The sequence below is a fragment of the Acinetobacter sp. GXMZU3951 genome, from assembly GCF_054457875.1.
This window is the reverse complement of the sequence record NZ_JBTLFO010000006.1, coordinates 146,164-162,930: the sequence shown is the minus strand read 5'-3', so window position 1 is coordinate 162,930 and position 16,767 is coordinate 146,164. Positions and strand designations below refer to the sequence as shown.

At 44.6% G+C, this 16,767-nt stretch carries 15 protein-coding genes; 5 read left to right on the top strand and 10 right to left on the bottom strand.

The genetic code is table 11. The features are described 5' to 3' along the window. Positions 1 to 234 precede the first annotated feature (234 nt). Complete coding sequence (locus ACX17N_RS11000) at positions 235 to 1,887, bottom strand: acyl-CoA dehydrogenase family protein (RefSeq protein WP_458892687.1); 1,653 nt, start codon at positions 1,885 to 1,887, stop codon at positions 235 to 237. Positions 1,888 to 1,966: 79 nt separating this feature from the next. Between ACX17N_RS11000 and ACX17N_RS10995 the strand changes: the two genes are divergently transcribed. Continuing rightward, positions 1,967 to 2,587 (top strand): TetR/AcrR family transcriptional regulator, encoded by a 621-nt coding sequence (locus ACX17N_RS10995; RefSeq protein ID WP_458892612.1) that lies wholly within the window; start codon positions 1,967 to 1,969, stop codon positions 2,585 to 2,587. A 560-nt stretch (positions 2,588 to 3,147) separates the two neighbouring features. Here the strand turns inward: ACX17N_RS10995 and ACX17N_RS10990 are convergent. Both ACX17N_RS10990 and katG read right to left on the bottom strand, forming a co-directional pair. Further along, positions 3,148 to 4,056 (bottom strand): polysaccharide deacetylase family protein, encoded by a 909-nt coding sequence (locus tag ACX17N_RS10990; RefSeq protein WP_458892611.1) that lies wholly within the window; start codon positions 4,054 to 4,056, stop codon positions 3,148 to 3,150. 245 nt (positions 4,057 to 4,301) lie between these two features. After that, entirely contained in the window at positions 4,302 to 6,488 is a 2,187-nt protein-coding gene (gene katG, locus ACX17N_RS10985) for a catalase/peroxidase HPI (protein WP_458892610.1), read from the bottom strand. A gap of 271 nt (positions 6,489 to 6,759) precedes the next feature. Here katG and ACX17N_RS10980 point away from each other — a divergent pair, with 271 nt between their 5' ends. Further along, complete coding sequence (locus ACX17N_RS10980; RefSeq protein WP_458892609.1) at positions 6,760 to 7,215, top strand: thiol-disulfide oxidoreductase DCC family protein; 456 nt, start codon at positions 6,760 to 6,762, stop codon at positions 7,213 to 7,215. Further along, positions 7,193 to 7,612 (top strand): DoxX-like family protein, encoded by a 420-nt coding sequence (locus tag ACX17N_RS10975; protein WP_458892608.1) that lies wholly within the window; start codon positions 7,193 to 7,195, stop codon positions 7,610 to 7,612. The genes ACX17N_RS10980 and ACX17N_RS10975 overlap by 23 nt, the downstream gene beginning before the upstream one ends. Here the strand turns inward: ACX17N_RS10975 and ACX17N_RS10970 are convergent. The 7 genes from ACX17N_RS10970 to hcaE all read right to left on the bottom strand — a co-directional run bounded on the left by ACX17N_RS10970 (position 7,609) and on the right by hcaE (position 14,533). Continuing rightward, positions 7,609 to 8,661 (bottom strand): MBL fold metallo-hydrolase, encoded by a 1,053-nt coding sequence (locus tag ACX17N_RS10970; protein WP_458892607.1) that lies wholly within the window; start codon positions 8,659 to 8,661, stop codon positions 7,609 to 7,611. The two genes, ACX17N_RS10975 and ACX17N_RS10970, sit on opposite strands and share 4 nt — an antisense overlap. A gap of 242 nt (positions 8,662 to 8,903) precedes the next feature. Further along, complete coding sequence (gene hcaD / locus ACX17N_RS10965) at positions 8,904 to 10,130, bottom strand: 3-phenylpropionate/cinnamic acid dioxygenase ferredoxin--NAD(+) reductase subunit (RefSeq protein ID WP_458892606.1); 1,227 nt, start codon at positions 10,128 to 10,130, stop codon at positions 8,904 to 8,906. A gap of 1 nt (position 10,131) precedes the next feature. Continuing rightward, positions 10,132 to 11,100, bottom strand: coding sequence for a 3-carboxyethylcatechol 2,3-dioxygenase (locus ACX17N_RS10960; protein ID WP_458892605.1), 969 nt, complete (start codon positions 11,098 to 11,100; stop codon positions 10,132 to 10,134). A gap of 406 nt (positions 11,101 to 11,506) precedes the next feature. After that, the gene (gene hcaB / locus ACX17N_RS10955; protein ID WP_458892604.1) at positions 11,507 to 12,322 is read right to left on the bottom strand and encodes a 3-phenylpropionate-dihydrodiol/cinnamic acid-dihydrodiol dehydrogenase; all 816 of its coding nucleotides are present in this window, start codon (positions 12,320 to 12,322) and stop codon (positions 11,507 to 11,509) included. Between the two features lie 2 nt (positions 12,323 to 12,324). Further along, positions 12,325 to 12,651 carry a 3-phenylpropionate/cinnamic acid dioxygenase ferredoxin subunit gene (hcaC, locus tag ACX17N_RS10950; RefSeq protein ID WP_458892603.1) on the bottom strand — a complete coding sequence of 109 codons (327 nt, stop codon included), beginning with the start codon at positions 12,649 to 12,651 and terminating at the stop codon, positions 12,325 to 12,327. Continuing rightward, entirely contained in the window at positions 12,651 to 13,169 is a 519-nt protein-coding gene (hcaF, locus tag ACX17N_RS10945) for a 3-phenylpropionate/cinnamic acid dioxygenase subunit beta (protein ID WP_458892602.1), read from the bottom strand. Before hcaF ends, hcaC begins: the two co-directional genes overlap by 1 nt. Continuing rightward, positions 13,166 to 14,533 (bottom strand): 3-phenylpropionate/cinnamic acid dioxygenase subunit alpha, encoded by a 1,368-nt coding sequence (hcaE, locus tag ACX17N_RS10940; RefSeq protein WP_458892601.1) that lies wholly within the window; start codon positions 14,531 to 14,533, stop codon positions 13,166 to 13,168. Before hcaE ends, hcaF begins: the two co-directional genes overlap by 4 nt. A gap of 282 nt (positions 14,534 to 14,815) precedes the next feature. Between hcaE and hcaR the strand changes: the two genes are divergently transcribed. Further along, positions 14,816 to 15,715 carry a DNA-binding transcriptional regulator HcaR gene (hcaR, locus tag ACX17N_RS10935; protein WP_458892600.1) on the top strand — a complete coding sequence of 300 codons (900 nt, stop codon included), beginning with the start codon at positions 14,816 to 14,818 and terminating at the stop codon, positions 15,713 to 15,715. A gap of 306 nt (positions 15,716 to 16,021) precedes the next feature. Further along, positions 16,022 to 16,699, top strand: coding sequence for a DUF1345 domain-containing protein (locus ACX17N_RS10930; RefSeq protein ID WP_458892599.1), 678 nt, complete (start codon positions 16,022 to 16,024; stop codon positions 16,697 to 16,699). Positions 16,700 to 16,767 lie beyond the last annotated feature (68 nt).

The window sequence follows — 16,767 nt, the reverse complement described above, 5'->3', positions numbered from 1 at the left end:
GCTTTTCCGTATTTGTTGCTCGGTATAACATCCTGTTGCACCAAAACGATCCTTGCTTTAGAACATCTCAATCCTTGTATGTTCCGGAACATCCTGTTCCTGAATGAGATGCATGATAGGAGATTTCTAAAAAAATACCTATACGCAAAGTCCTTCATTTATTGTACGCCAGAGCTTACACAGGCGATCAAAAAACAATCTACACTTTGCGTTAGTTTGTCATGATAACTGCTTTTAAACTCGTAAAGCACGTTGTAATAATTGTTCTACATCAATATCTTGTAGCTCTAACATGCCCACCACGCGCCCATGAAAGGCATGGTAACGTGACTGAATAAAAGCCTTGCTGACAAAGTCTGGTGCATACTGCTGTAATAAAATCGCTTGGGCTAAAATCACCAATCGACTGACTAGACTACGTGCCATGAATTGCAATTGCTCAGACTGTTGCTGAAATAGGGCCAGCAATTGCTGTAGTTCTGCCTGCAATACAGGCTGCTCGGCTGCCACAGGTGCAAAGGACTGGAGTAAAACCTGCAGCGTTTCCGGCTCTCGCTGAATGGCTCGCAGTACATCCAGACACATGACATTACCCGAACCCTCCCAAATGGTATTGACCGGTGCTTCCTTAAAAATGCGCGCCATCATGCCATTATCGACATAACCATTGCCGCCAAACACTTCCATCATTTCACCAGTGAGTTCCACCGCACGCTTACAAATCCAGAACTTGGCCGCAGGGGTCATAATGCGTTTCCATGCGACAGACAAGGCATCATCTGTTGCATAACAATGCGCCAAGTGAAAACTAAGCTGTATGGCAGCTTCGGTTTCTAAAGCCAAATCAGCCAGTACCGCTTGCATGAGGGGTTGTGCGGATAGGGTTTTGCCAAAAACTTGACGCTGGCGGGTATAGGCCAAGCATTGCACCAAGGCCTGTCTCAGCATGGCGCTACTGCCTACCGAACAGGTCAAGCGGGTGTAATTCGCCATTTCGATAATGGTCGGAATGCCACGCCCTAGCTCGCCAATCATGATGCCCCAAGCCTCTTTAAATTCGACTTCAGAACTGGAATTACTGCGATTACCGACTTTTTCTTTTAAGCGTTGCACCTGTACCGCATTTTTACGGCCATCGTCTAGCCAACGCGGTACAAAGAAGCAGGCCAAACCATCCTGTTCAGTTTGTGCCACCACCAAATGCGCATCACACATTGGTGCAGAGAAAAACCATTTATGCCCCGTGAGTAAATAGGCTTGCCCTCGTCCTGCGGCAGCAATCGGTTTTGCCAAAGTTTGATTGGCGCGGACATCCGACCCACCCTGTTTTTCGGTCATGCCCATGCCCAGCCAAATCGACTTTTTCTGCGCAATTGGAATATCTCGCGGGTCATATTCGGTCGAGAGTAATTTGCTCCCAATTTTCTCCCACAGCTCGGGTTCACGTTGCAGCACAGGAATGCTGCCCAAAGTCATTGCGGTCGGGCATAAACTGCCACATTCTACTTGCCCTGTGAGATAGAATCGTGCTGCCCAATCCACCCAATTTGATTTTGTATGGGGCTGTATAAATGGATGGGCATGTACGGCATGGTTTCGGTTTAATGCCATCCATTGATGCCATGCAGGATGAAACTCGACTACATCCAGACGACGACCCCGAGCATCAAAGCTATGTAATAGTGGTGTATGCCGATTGGCCTGTTCTGCATAGGCATAATATTCTGCTGAGCCTGCAATTTGCCCCAGTTTGGTTAAATGTGCCTGATCCTGACTGCCATAACGTGCCAATATTTCCTGTAATACCATGTCTGTACTGAACAAGTTATAGTCTTGTTTTTCATCAAATTGATTGCTAATTTGATGGGTCATCCATGTATTCAACATCGCCATTTCACTCTTGTTCTGATTTGGGTTTTCTTTCAGTATAGACAAAAATGTCCCTTGAGATGTTCAGCTTTCAGCTATGAAAAATCCTGAGATTCAAGTCCGTCGTAAACCACGCCAATCCAGAGCTCGACTCACTCAAGAAGCGTTGCAAGACAGTTTTGTTCGGCTTTTGCATGAGCGTTCGGCAGAGAAAATGACCATTCGTGAAATTACCGATGTGGCTGGTGTAGGCTTGGGCACCTTTTATGAATATTTTTCTAAGAAGGAAGATTTGATTGCCTTAACCATTCATCAGCATGTAAAAAACAATGCTGAACAACTCAAAAGTTATGCACAAACGCGAATGGAGTTATCCACAAAATTAAGTTTTGAGGACTATTTACAGCAAATTATTCACTTCCAACTTGAACAGATTCAGGCGCAACAGTTTCTTTGGGCGCAGACTTTTTTACTGGAACGGCAGATTTCAAGCATTGAAAGTTACCGTAAAAGTTATGCCATGATGCTGCAAATGTGGCACAGCATTTTGTCGCCTTATGTGGAAGATGAAATACAACTCCAGCGAATCAGTTTAAATGTACAACGGGTGTGTTATGGCTTTGTATCGCAGACTTTGTTGGTCGAGCCTGAATTTAAAGACTGGCAAATTTTAGAACAAGACATTCAATTTACTTTAGATGGGTGGATGAGTTCGTAAATATACCTCTCCCCTTTCAAAACAAGTCCACTGGAAGTTGATAGAAAACAGAATTTTATTGAAGAAATTTTCTAATAAGTCAATGTATTAGATGAATGCTGTCGACACACTGGCAAAGTATTCAATATCAATAAAAAAACTGCCATTCGTGGCGGCTTCTCATTTCTGTTCTTGGTATATATCGGTATTTAAACCAGCATATCTAATTACTTTGACTTAGGTGGTTGTGGATGGTCTTTTCCGTTCATGTATTTCGGCTGTATTGGGCAACCATTGGCATCTTTTGGTGGCTGTGGGCAACCTTGTGCATTCGTCATATTGTGATGTGCTGAATCATGCTGCATATGGGCTTGCGAATTTTATGTGGCTGTAGCCGAGTTTTCCGCTAATGCAGTACCTGCTATAGCCAATGAACTCACGCTTAAAATTAAGCCCGATAAGATTTTTTTCATTGTGATGAATCTCATTTATTTCACTTATTCTCGCTATCCTGTAAATCAATTATGAATTTTTAATGTATTTATTCAAATATATCAACATATTATAAAATATACTCTGATTTATGGAATAACATTCAAACCATTATTTTTTAAATTTTGATATTCATAGGGTGCATCTTCTGCTGGATAACGTAAATTTTTAACACCATAGATTTGGGCAATACTCCATACAATACTTTCACCAGCAGGTAACAGTTGTGGCTGAATTTTGTACATTGGATCTTGATAAGCTGTATCACTATCAATAAATTTCCAGCCCTGTTGATTGAATGAAACAATGATATCTTCTAACCATGCTGCATTAATGGCTCTAACATGAAGTAAAAGCACATGCTTTGGTGAGCGTCCCAATGTTTGTCCTGCTAAGTCATCGTAATATTTTGCTCGGTCAAGTAAATGGGAAATATAGGCATGTTTTAATTTTTCTAAGCTTGCCTGATCACTTTCTTGTTGGTATTTCAAAAATAATTGATTGTAATACCAATCACTCGCGTCAATGCTTACAGCTCCTGATTGATAGTGATGACGACTAAGCCAATTTCTTACAGCATCCCTTTTTTCTACAGTATTTCCCTCTTTTAAAAATGGAAATCGATAACGTGGTACAAATCCGTCTAAAGTAGAAAAGGCATAATGACCCTGCTGCATATCTTGCAAATAATCAGGTAATTTCACTTCATTTTTATTCAAATTGAGATGTAAGTTGCCATGATTACCAATACGATGTCCTTGTTTCCCCCATTTCGCAATAAGATTGAATCCTTCTGCTCCGCCGATTTTACTGATACTAGGGTAAACAATTGCATGAATTTTATGGCGCTGTAAGGTCTTTAAAATATCATCATTGATTTGTTGAGCTTGTAAATTAATGGAGGGATCTAAACCATCATCAAAACTTAGTGCTACGCTTTTTGCGATGACTGCATTAGACAAACCTACGCAAAGGCAGAAAATCATTTTTTTAAGCATAAAGTGACTCTATTATTTGAAATGATTAATGATGAATCACCTAGCCTAACATTTTATCGTACGGTTAAACCTTTCTAAAATTCATCTAAATACAGTTGATACGAAGTTCAATTCATAGCATAAATATTTCAATGTCTTGAGCTATATAAACGACTAAGTTTCTAAGTCGTTTAATTAGATTCAAAATCATCAATCCATAAAAAAACCGCCCTTTCGAGCGGTTTTCTAACCTAAATCAATGCAAATTACTTCACATCAAAACGGTCTGCATTCATGACTTTATTCCAAGCGGCAATAAAGTCATGCACAAATTTCTCTTGGTTATCGTCCTGCGCATACACTTCAGCATAAGAGCGTAAAATCGAGTTAGAACCAAACACCAAGTCCACACGAGTCGCAGTCCATTTCACTGCGCCTGTCGCACGATCACAAATTTCATAACGGTTTTTAGCAACGGGTTTCCACGTGTTATTCATGTCGGTGAGGTTCACAAAGAAATCATTGCTTAACACACCGACACGGTCGGTAAACATACCTTCTTTTGCACCGCCATAGTTGGTGTCTAACACACGCATTCCACCAATCAACACCGTCATTTCAGGTGCGGTTAAGCCCATGAGTTGGGTATGATCTAGTAACATTTCTTCAGGTTGTACCGCATAATCCTGTTTTAACCAGTTACGGTAACCATCATGCACAGGTTCTAAATCGGCAAATGAGTATTCATCGGTTTGTTCCTGAGTCGCATCACCACGACCTGGCGTAAATGGTACTTTCACATTTACCCCTGCGGCTTGTGCTGCTTTTTCTACCGCTGCGGTTCCCCCCAGTACAATCAGGTCGGCAATGCTGACTTTTTTCGCAAGACTGGCCTGAATTTCTTCCAGTTTGGCTAAAACTTTGGCTAAACGCTCAGGCTCATTCCCTACCCAGTCTTTCTGTGGCGATAAACGAATACGCGCGCCATTGGCACCGCCACGGTAGTCCGAACCACGATAAGTACGTGCACTGTCCCAAGCGGTGGTAATTAAATCACTGCTAGATAAACCACTATTCAGCAATTTCGCTTTCAGTTCATCAATTTCCGCTTCAGACAAGGTGTAATCCACAGTCGGAATTGGGTCTTGCCAAATCAAGTCTTCCGCAGGCACATCGGCACCCAAGTAACGCGATTTTGGCCCCATATCACGATGCGTCAGTTTGTACCATGCGCGGGCAAAGACTTCGGCTAAACGTGCAGGGTCTTTATAAAAACCTTCTGCAATTTTGCGGTATTCCGGATCCATTTTCAGAGCCATGTCGGCATCGGTCATCATCGGATTGCGGCGTACGTTTGGGTTGTGCGCATCAACAGGCTTGTCTTCCTCTTTGATGTTAATCGGTTCCCATTGTTTCGCCCCCGCAGGGCTGGTGGTTTTTTGCCACTCATAGGTGAATAAAAGATACAGGAATTCATTGTCCCATTTGGTTGGATGTGTGGTCCATGCACCTTCTAAGCCACTCACCATGGTATTAGGGCCGTTGCCTGTGCCTTCTGGGTTATGCCAACCTAAGCCTTGGAATTCGACATCGGCTCCTTCCACATCTTTACCGAGGAGTTCCGCTTTACCATTACCATGCGCTTTACCCACGGTATGCCCACCGACGGTAAGTGCCACGGTTTCTTCATCATCCATGCCCATTCGGTCAAAGGTGACTCGCATGTCTTGTGCAGTGCGCAGTGGATCTTGCACGCCATCCACGCCTTCTGGGTTCACGTAGATCAAGCCCATTTGTACCGCAGCCAATGGGTTTTCTAAAGATTTACGGTCTTGGTCACTGGCATAACGGTTGGCTGTCGGTGCCAGCCATTCCTGCTCTTCACCCCAGTAAATGTCTTTTTCAGGATGCCAGATGTCTTTACGCCCACCACCAAAGCCAAAGGTTTTAAGACCTGCCACGTCATACGCCACAGTGCCTGCGAGAATAATTAAATCTCCCCAAGAAAGTTTGTTGCCATATTTTTTCTTGATAGGCCACAGCAAACGGCGACCTTTATCGGTGTTGACGTTATCTGGCCAACTGTTGAGGGGAGCAAAGCGCTGATTGCCTGTATTGGCACCGCCACGCCCATCTTGCTTACGGTAAGAACCCGCCAAATGCCATGCGGTACGGACAAACATCCCAATGTAACTGCCATAATCGGATGGCCACCAGTCTTGGCTGCTGTTAATCAGGTCTCGGAGATCTTGTTTTACGGCTTCTAAGTCAAGCGACTCGAATGCCTTGGCATAATCAAATTCGGGATCTAAAGGATTGGTTTTGGTATCGTGTTGCGAAAGGATGTCTAAATTAAGTGAATTTGGCCACCAATCATGTGTGCTGGCAGCGGAGGTATTTGCGCCATGTGAAAATGGGCACTTACCCGTCGAGGCTTGCGAATTATTGTCCATATTATCTCTCCAAACTCAAGTATGGCATTGATTATTATTGAACCGTCGTAAATAGTGTTCGACTACCAACATAGCCCTTTTTTTATGCAAGCTAAAGCGGTATTTACTAATCAAAACAATCGAATTCTTCTATGCTTAGCCCAAATTCCAAGTCTATGTTTCAGTTCAACATCAAAAAAAAATCGGCCTACAATTGAGAGGCTTTTTTAAACTATCTCGGTTTTCAAGAATCTGCTATTTTGAAGCGTCTGAATCTGTGAATGCTTAAACAATGCAACAAGATATCCAACACATCATTCAGCAAAATGACATTATTCTCTTTGATGCCATTTGTGTCATTTGTAATGCTTGGGCCCGTTTTCTCATTCAACATGATCCACAGGCGCAATTTAAATTAGTGTCAGCTCAATCTGCTTTGGGTGAGGAAATTCTTAAATATTATGCGCTGTCGACCACCCATTACAGCACCATGCTTGTGATTATAGATGGGCAATTATTTACCGAATCTACGGCCTTACTAAAGGTTCTGTCTCGGCTAGGACTTCCGTTCTCACTGATGAACGCAGGTTATCTGATGCCGCGAGCTTTTCGAGATTTTCTGTATCGCAAGGTTGCATTGAATCGCTATAAAATTTTTGGTAAAACCCATTTTTGTCTTATTCCATCCCCAGAAAATAAACATCATTTTCTAGAACAGGTCATCCGTGGACAGTCAGCAAGCAAATAAAAAATCTCTGCAAATCATTCATATGAGCCTAGCCACACTGTGGATCTATCAAGGTCTTGTTCCGAAAATTCTATTTCAAGCAAATGATGAAATTCAGATCTGGCGCATGCAAGGATTCAACCTAAACACGGCTATACATTTGATGCAATACTCAGGGGTCATGGAAATCCTGTTTGGATGTCTCTTTTTATGTGGTTATAAAAGCAGGCTGTTACATCGCTTGAATATTCTCGGCATGTTGGGCTTAAGCTTTTTAATATTAGGGATCTATCCGCAATATTTTATGCAAGCCTTTAATCCCTTTGTCATGAATGTAGCAATGGCGGCGCTGTCTCTCACCGCCCTTACGCTGATCCAACAGAGGGATAGCTCTTCTCACATGCCAAGGCTGCATTAAACAATCAAGCGCTTTCCTTCACGGATGCAATAGAACGGATTCATCAATTTCGAAGTGCCTCGCATCGCGACATGTAAGTCACGTTCAGGTTGCTCACGTGCTTCATCGGTGAGTTGATAGCTGCGATAATGAATCGCCAAGGAGCATTTGGCATGTAAGTCTTTATGCGCCTGAAAGGCATCTTCAGGGTTCATATGCAAATACCGCATTAACTCACGCGGTTCATACGCCCCGATTGGCAATAGGGCAATTCGAGGAGCCCCCAAGCGTGCATGAATCTCTTTAAAATGGGCTGAATAGCCTGTATCACCGGCAAAGAAACAATGATCTCGACCATGTTTTACCGAGAAGCCGCCCCAGAGTGCCATGTTCTGATCACGCATGCCCCGCCCAGAACCATGTTGCGCCGGAGTATAGACCAATTCAAGTTCATGGAATTGTGCCGACTGCCACCAGTCCAATTCAATCACATGAAAACTCTTCGGCAAATACCAGCCATTTCCTAAACCGGTATAAATCGGCATGGCAAATTTTTCATGTAACCAGTTCAAGCTGGCGAGATCCATATGGTCATAGTGATTATGACTGAGCAACACTGCATGAATGGTCGGCAATTCTTCCAGAGCAATCCCTGCTGGGCAAAAACGCTTGGGACCACGCCCTTGTTTCGGACTGACAAAATCAGCCCAAACAGGATCCGTTAATAAGTTATAAGGCCCAATTTGTAACAGTACCGTCGCATGCCCAACAAACCAGACTTGCCAGTCCTCCAGTGCCGCATTGGGACGATCATGCGGTAAAACACGGTTAGCACTGCTATTTGAAGGATCCGTGCTCTCTGCAGCGCCCCATGTGGAAGACTTTCTTTTTAACAGCCATTTAAACAGATCAAAATGGGTGAGACCTTCGGGTGCAGGCGTAGGGTTTAAAAACCGCACGCCATTAAAATGTGCAGATTCAAGATATTGAAAAGAAGGTCTACGCCAAGTATGTGACCAACATTCTTGGGTTTTAATTTGGAAATGCTGTTGTTGTAAGTTCTGCTTCATGTACTGTCATTATCTAAAAGAAATGTCACATTCAATCCAATAACACGAATGTCGAGATCGGCGTGTTTCTTATTGTAGATACTCTGTTTGCTAATTCAAGCCAAACCGTAAAATATAAACTTTAGACGTATAACTTAAAGCTGAGGCATCCACACTCTCGCGGTGGAACGTTCGGATAGATCACCAAATAAAAAAATAGCAGGCTTAAATCTCCCAAGCCTGCCAAGGTTGCAAACATAGTTTTAGGCAATTTTGCGTAAGTCTTGTACCAGATCCAGATGCTTTTCGGCATCAAAAGGCTGTTGCTTACTGATCATTTTTTTCAAATGGCGCATTTCTTTGGCCGCATTCACCGTGATGCCTCCCACCACAACACCATCAGTCACACCAAACAACACACACGAACAGGCTGAACCTAAAGCTGGGTCAATGTCCCCGCGCACATGCCATTCGGCTGCCTGCATATCACCCACAAACTGGTAATTAATCTCCAGTTGATCGGTCCAGAACCATGCGGGATTGCCTGCTGGATGCGTCACACCCATCACATGGCGGGCAAAAATCCCCGCTTGTAGATTGGCATTTTCCCAAGTTTCCACACGGCGGTATTGACCATCGGCACGCAGTTGGGTTGCCACATCACCCGCAGCATAAATATCCGGATGTGAGGTTTGGCAGTTTTCATTCACCTGAATGGCAAAATCTACCGCTAAACCGGCATCAACGGCCAGTTGCGCATTCGGTATAATGCCAATCCCGTAAATCACCGCATCTGCACGCAATTCTTCACCATCGACTAATGTAATCAGCACCTCATCACCCGCTAAGCGACAGTCGCTGATTTGCGTGTTTAGACGGACATCCACCCCCGCCAAACGTTGCTGTGCCAATAAAAATTCGCTCAGAATCCGAGGAGATGAACGTCCCATCACCATCGGCCCCATTTCAATCACGGTCACCTGACAGTCTTTAAACCGTGCTGATGAAGCCAGTTCCAAACCAATCACACCACCGCCAATTAATACAATGCGACGCTGTGCTTGCAGTACAGGCACGAGGGCTTGAGAGTCTTCCAGATTCCTTAAGGTATAGACCTGTTGACCCAAAGCATCGAAATTCGCTAAGCGACGCGCAGCACCACCTGTCGCCAATAACAGCTTGTCAAATGCCAAAACCTCCCCATTTTTCAAGGTCACGGTTTTGGCTTCAGCGTTGAGTTTGACCACGCCATTGCCGCGAATCACCTCGACGCCCAATTCTGCCAGCTTGGCTTCAGACAGAATTTCAATTTTGGTCTCTTCCGGTTTTAAAATCACGTCTTTGGATAAAGGTGGACGCTCATAAGGCAGGTGGCTTTCATCCCCCACCAAAATGATTTTGCCTTGGTATTGGTTAGCACGCAGTTCTAAAATTGCGCTTGCCCCTGCTTGTCCTGCACCGACAATAATAATGGTTTCAGTCTTGCTCATGTCATGATCCTTTTAATCCTGCCGATACGATGCCAAAGCCCGCAATCCACTCGCTAATGTCTTCATAGCAATGCGTGGTCATCTCATACTCACCTAACTCATGTAATGCAGCAAAAGCGGCCATCCATGAACGCACCTCCTGACCACCACGCCCACCATCACGGCGAATCTCGGCTTCGGTCATGGCTTCAATTGCAGCGAAGTCTGCCTTGGCAAAGGTCTCTAACAAGGCACGATCCCACTCAGGATTCAGCGGCACAGCCACGGACTGATCTCCCGCAGCCAGTTTTTGACCGACAGCAATGATTTTGGCTTGGCGATTTTGGCGTGATTCTGGCGATGGGTTACGCCCACAAATCAGAAACTCTTCAACTTCTGGTGGCACTGCTCCCATTTGTGGCGTCGGTGGATCATGTGATAATCCGCCTGTGCCTAAAATCAGCACCCGCTCATGTTCAAGATTTAAAGACTGGATAAACTGTCCCACGGCACGTCCTAAGGCCACTGTCCGCTTGGTGGTCGGCATCGGGGCAGCCGCGCCATTAATAAAAATCGGAATGGTTGGATAACGGTTTAACTGCCCATCACATAAAAAATGCAAGGGCTGAGTTACGCCATGATCGGCCTGCATGCGATAGGAATAAGCCACATCAACGCCTTCATCCAACACACGGCGGACCAATTGCAGCGCAGTCTCCTCCGGAACGTTCAGTTCAGGATGCTCCTTGCCATAGTCCCAATCCCCTGCGGCTGTGGCGCGAATGCCCACGCAGAAACTCGGCATCAAGTCATAGAAAAACCCATTAAAATGATCAGGACCAAAGGTAATGATTAAAGTCGGATCATAGGCTTTGACTTCCGCAGCCAGCTTGCTAAAGGTTTCACGAACCAGCTGTTCTTTGCGCTGTTCCTGCGGGGATGCAAATTCCATCAATGGGCTGTGCGATGCACAAATGAGTTTAACGGCCATGTGTGACTCCAAAATAGAAACCGTCGCTTAATGACTGTGTTTCCTTAAAATATGCAAAGATTTCAATATAAAGACTGGGTCAAAATTAAACGTTGAAATGATGAAGCGGAGTCTTTCCAAGAACGCATAAATTTTCGGATTAACCTTCGGTTCGACCTACTTTTCTTTTGGGAAAAGTAGGCAAAACCATTGTGATTCGCAAAACTCGGCAACGACCAGCTCGATCTTAATGAATCGCAGAAACATTTCGTTTTGGCTCTAGTCCTGCCTCAAACAATTGCGAATGACATTTCCGCGTACCAAAGATCTTGAGATCCCCATCCAACCTCATGCAATTTAAATTCGAGATTTCTTTAGGTTTAAAAGCTCTGAAGATCCCTAAATGATGAGTCGTTTAGTGAATCAATCACTCATCAAAAAAACCTGCACGCGGTTGACGTAAACCACGAATACCAAGACCACATTCAGCATTAATTAAAACCCCCGTCAGTGGACGGTTATTTTGACGCGATGCCAACAGCACATATGAACCGGTCATGTCTTCAGGTTCAGGTAGAAAATTCAACGGCATACCCCGGGCAATTTTTTCAGGGTCACGGGCATCTAGTAAACCGAGGTTCTCCTGCCCTAAAGATGCGGCACCTTTAATGTTGACGTTCATGCCTGATGGCGCAACCGCATTTACGCGCACTTTAGGCGCAAGCTCATAAGCCAGCTCTTTCATCACCCCCACACCCGCATGTTTAGAGGCGGTATAAATGGGTCCACCACCCGCAGAATAAAGCGCAGAATTTGAAAGCGTAAAAATGATCGAACCTTCAGATTTCACCAATTCATCCAGTGCTGCTTTCGCTCCGAGAATCAATGCTTTGGTGTTAATGCCCATGATTTCATCAAAGGCATGTTCCAGTTGCTCGCCCGACATATTGACGATGTCGGCATAGTGATCCCAAATGCCCGCATTACCAATAAAGCAATCCAGTTTGCCAAAGCGTTCTACCGTAGCCTGTACCGCATGCACGTTGTCGGCAAAATTAGCCACATCGCCAGCCACCGCGACAATACGATCACCGAAGTGGGCTTTGAGCGCATCCACTTTGGCTTGGGAGCGTTGCAATACTGCAACCTGAGCACCTTCTGCTAAAAAGCGTTCAACCAACGCCCAGCCGAGACCTGAGCCACCACCTGTAATCAGGGCAACTTCCCCCTCTAGCCAGCCCATGTTTAGGCTCCTTCCATGCTGACGTATACAGCACCGTCTTCGATCAGTACAGGAAAGGTCTGAATTGGATCAGTGGCAGGCAGGCACAATGCCTGACCTGTTTTTAGACAGAAACGAGCAGAATGTAATGGGCATTCCACGGTGCCATCTTCTTCCAGATAGCCTTCTGACATTGAAGCATTCCCGTGTGAACAACGGTCATTCATGGCGAAGAACTCTCCGCCATTGTTGAAGACTGCCAATGCTTCAATACCATTGACTCCACATGCCACTTTGAGTGCATCCCCTTCATCCAATTCATCGATTTGGCAGACAAAAATCTTATTCATTAGAAGAACACACTCAAGTTATGTGACGAATAGGTCACTTGATCCAATACAATTTTGCGGTTAAAAATCTGCCAGCCCAACTCCGTATCCACTTTACGGATTTTGTCTAGGCGCTTACCGCAGTAGATGGTGACATCTTTTTCTTTTTGCGTGCGATACAGCAAATAGGTCAGATGCACATCATATTCACCCTCGACGTCAGTCGCTTCGACCAAAATATTCGAGACCATATGCGTAGTGCGGGATGGTGGTTCTTCGGCCCACGCCATCCCCGTTTCCAAACGTGCCACCCGACGTTCCAACAAGTGTTTATTGTCATTAAACACCCATGTGGTTGGCGGTTCGACCGAGCGACGACGATCACGGGTTTGTGCATTTGGCGTGGTACGCAAGGTATAGGAAATATCCTCGGCCAGCACATCCAGCCATTCGCGGAATTTCCAGTCATCCAGCAACTTGGCTTCGGTATACATAAATTGGCTAATTGAATGATAAAGCTCTAGGCTGACTGCTTTCATTTCACAAGCTCCTTCTCGTAGGCTTCTGCAGCGGCTTCCACGTCTTCCCATTTTTCATGGATCAATAAATCTGCCCAACGGCGATATAAACCACGTGCGGCAGTTTCAGAGAAAATGTAATTGGTGATGCCTGGAATACCGTCTTCACGGACTTTCTCATTGCCCATGCCCATTTCCATAATCAGTTGGTTTTGACGAGCTTTGTAACCACGTAAGACTTTCTGAATTTCCACCCAGTTTTCCGAGTCATCTTGCTCAAGGAAACCTGCTGGACCAAAGGCACGTGTCGCAGAACGTTCAAAGGCATCTTTCACTTCTTGTGAGGCTTCGGCATCGGCAATACAGAATGCCCAAACTTCGGTTTTGTTTGGACCGCGTGGGTGCCAGACGCGCAAAGTCGCAGTACCGTTTAACCAAGACAAGGTTGGGAACATGGTGTTATGCCCTGCCAAACGTAAAGCCCGGATTTCACCTAAACGTTCTTTGACTTCGTCAAAGGTTTCACGGAAGTAGTTGGCCACTTCACCATCGACCCATACGTTGGCATCCGGTTTTTCGGTAAAGAAGAAGCCCGAACCATGACCGCGCTGACCATATTGCAAGGCATCTTTAGCGGTTTCCCAAACTGGACGCGCCGTTTGTGCTGCACCGAGTTGCTTCGAGGCATCATCATTCGGCTTGGCACCCAAAACTTGCACCGCAGAGGCATGCGAGAACAAGGCATGGTACTGGTCGGAAGCAAACTGTTCCGCGGCAAATTTCCAGTTACACTCGATTTCCCATTTGTGTACCCCGCCAATAATTTCGGTGCCCCCCGGACGACGATCCAGTACACCATCCAGATACCAAGCGATGTCGCCCATGTATTCAATCAGATCTGGGGTGGTTTCATCCCAGCAACCAAAAATCAGGCCTTTGTAGCTTTCTACGCGGTTAACTTCGACCAAGCCCCATTTTTCTTTACACGCGCCCTGTGGGAAGGCACGACCTTCTAAAGGAATGTCTTTCAGTGAACCATCGACCCCATAAGACCAGCCGTGATACGGACAGGTAAAGGCACGGGTATTGCCACAGTCGGCAAAGCTGACACGCATTGAACGATGGCGGCATTGGTTTAAAAATGCTTTGATTGAACCATCTTTTTGACGTGCCACAATGATCGGGTCTTCACCCATATAGGTATTAAAGAAATCTCCCGCTTTAGGAATTTGGCTTTCATGACACAAAAACAACCAAGTCCGTCCAAACACGCGTTCGAGTTCTAATTCGTATAAATCTGGATCGGTATAGATGGATGGCGAGATACGTCCATTTTGTGCATCGACCAAAGCGTCGATTTCACGCACATCAATTTTTCCACTCATGAAAAGCTCTCCTGCGACCAATACACGGCACAACGTAAATAGACTCAACTTTGGGGGAATCATGGTTTTTTAGGCGCTTTTAGGGAAATATTTTTTTTGTTTTAATTAATACGTTTTAGCAATTATTAAAAAAGTTATTTCTTATATTAAAATCTCAACCCTATACTCAAGATCATTTATTTTCTAAATGCTTGAATCAACTTCACGGCATAGTTGTTTATAGATTATACTTTGCTGCAGTCATGGTAAGACATTTTTTGGATTACTCAGTGGGTTATTTATATGGAACTTAGACACCTTCGCTACTTCATTACCGTTGCTGAAGAACTGAACTTTAGCAAGGCCGCATTGAAGCTTTATACCGCTCAGCCCTCTTTAAGTCAGCAAATTAAAGATCTGGAAGAAGATGTCGGTGTGAAGCTATTGCATCGAACCAAGCGCAAAGTTGAACTCACGGAAGAAGGCGCCGTTTTTCTGGAACAGGCTCGTCTGACGCTGGCTCAAGCCGACAAAGCTGTGGCGATGGCACGCCAAGTGGCGCAAGCCAAACAGCAGATGCTACGCATTGGTTTCGTGCCTGTCGCGGAAATGAAGATTTTCCCCTACGTCTTGCCGAATTTACGGGTACAAAATCCTGATTTAAAAATTGAATTGCTGAGTATGAACAATACTGAGCAAATGCGTTTGCTCAAAAAAGGTGAACTGGACATTACCTTTACCCGACACAATTTTCATAATGATGAAATTGAAAGTCAGTTTGTGCTGCGTGAGCCACTATTGTTTTTGCTGCCCAAAGATCATCCTTTGGCCAAATACGAACGCATTCCCGTTAAAGCATTGAATGGTATTGATTTTATTATTCCTGCGGCAGAACAATCGCTCACTTTGCACAACACCATTTTGGAGTTTGCCAAAGCCAACAATATTGAATTTAATATTGTGCAAAAGGCCGACAACATTCTGTTCAACATTAACTCGATTGGCATGGGACTGGGATGTACCATCTTGCCGGGCTATATTGCCCCACTGACCATGAACAATACCGTGATTCGCCCACTTGAAGTGGAGTTGCCTTACCTCGACCTGTATGTCAGCTACCGTAAAAATAATACCTCACAGGCCGTCGATAAATTCATGGAGTTGCTGACCCGCGTGTTTTATTTAAATATTAACCGCAATTAATTTCAGCTTGAAAAGCAATACCAGCTCCTCCATCAGCGCACCATTATTTTCTGAATAAATAGTGGTGGGCCTTTTTCCCCAGTAAATAGCAGCTTTTCAGCACAAAATCGTCCTTCATCGATAATAATACCGACACAAATATGGCGCTGTTTTTCCGCCCCTGATTTTTACGATACGATTCAGCCACAAAATCAGATTATTTGTAGGGTTTTTCCTACAACTTAAGTCTAAACTGATACCGATCAACGCATAAATTTTTATACTGTCAGCAATGAGATAAAAACAAAAAATTCTAGGGAGTGCTTTATGCCTATGCCTACCTTGCATCGTTTAAAATCAGGAATGCAATTTCGCCCTTTCTTTTTTATTACTTTTTTACTGACCGCCCTGATTTATGTGGTGCTGAATCTTTTCACCGACTGGGCATGGTCAACCAATTTGCTCATCAGCTGGAATATTGCCGTGTCCAGTTATTTGATTAAAACCATGCGTACCCTTTGGTCTGTCGACCATCGGCATATTTTGCAGCAGGCACAACAACAAGATGCCAGTAAATGGATTATCTTACTGCTGGTCATGATGACTTTGGTGATGTGCCTGATTGCCATCGTGATTGAACTGACCCATTTACCACATAACGTGCTGCTGACATTGGGACATTTATTGCTCTCACTACTAACCATTATCAGTGCTTGGTTTTTTATGCATACCATTTTTGCCATTCATTATGCACATGACTATTATCTGGCACTGGCCGATGAACAAGATGCAGGACTAGACTTTCCCAAAACCGCCCATCCGACTTATCCCGATTTCTTATACTTTAGTTATGTGATTGGCACCTCGGCACAAACCGCGGATGTTTCGATTACTTCCCGCCCGATGCGGATTCTGAATATTCTGCATATTCTTTTGGCCTATGGTTTTAATACCTCCATTTTAGCCATCAGCATTAATGTCGCCGCAGGTTTTATCACGCTTTAATTTAATGTGATCTCGATAAACGATCCGATATAAAAAAGGGATGGCTGAACCATCCCTTTTTCATTTAC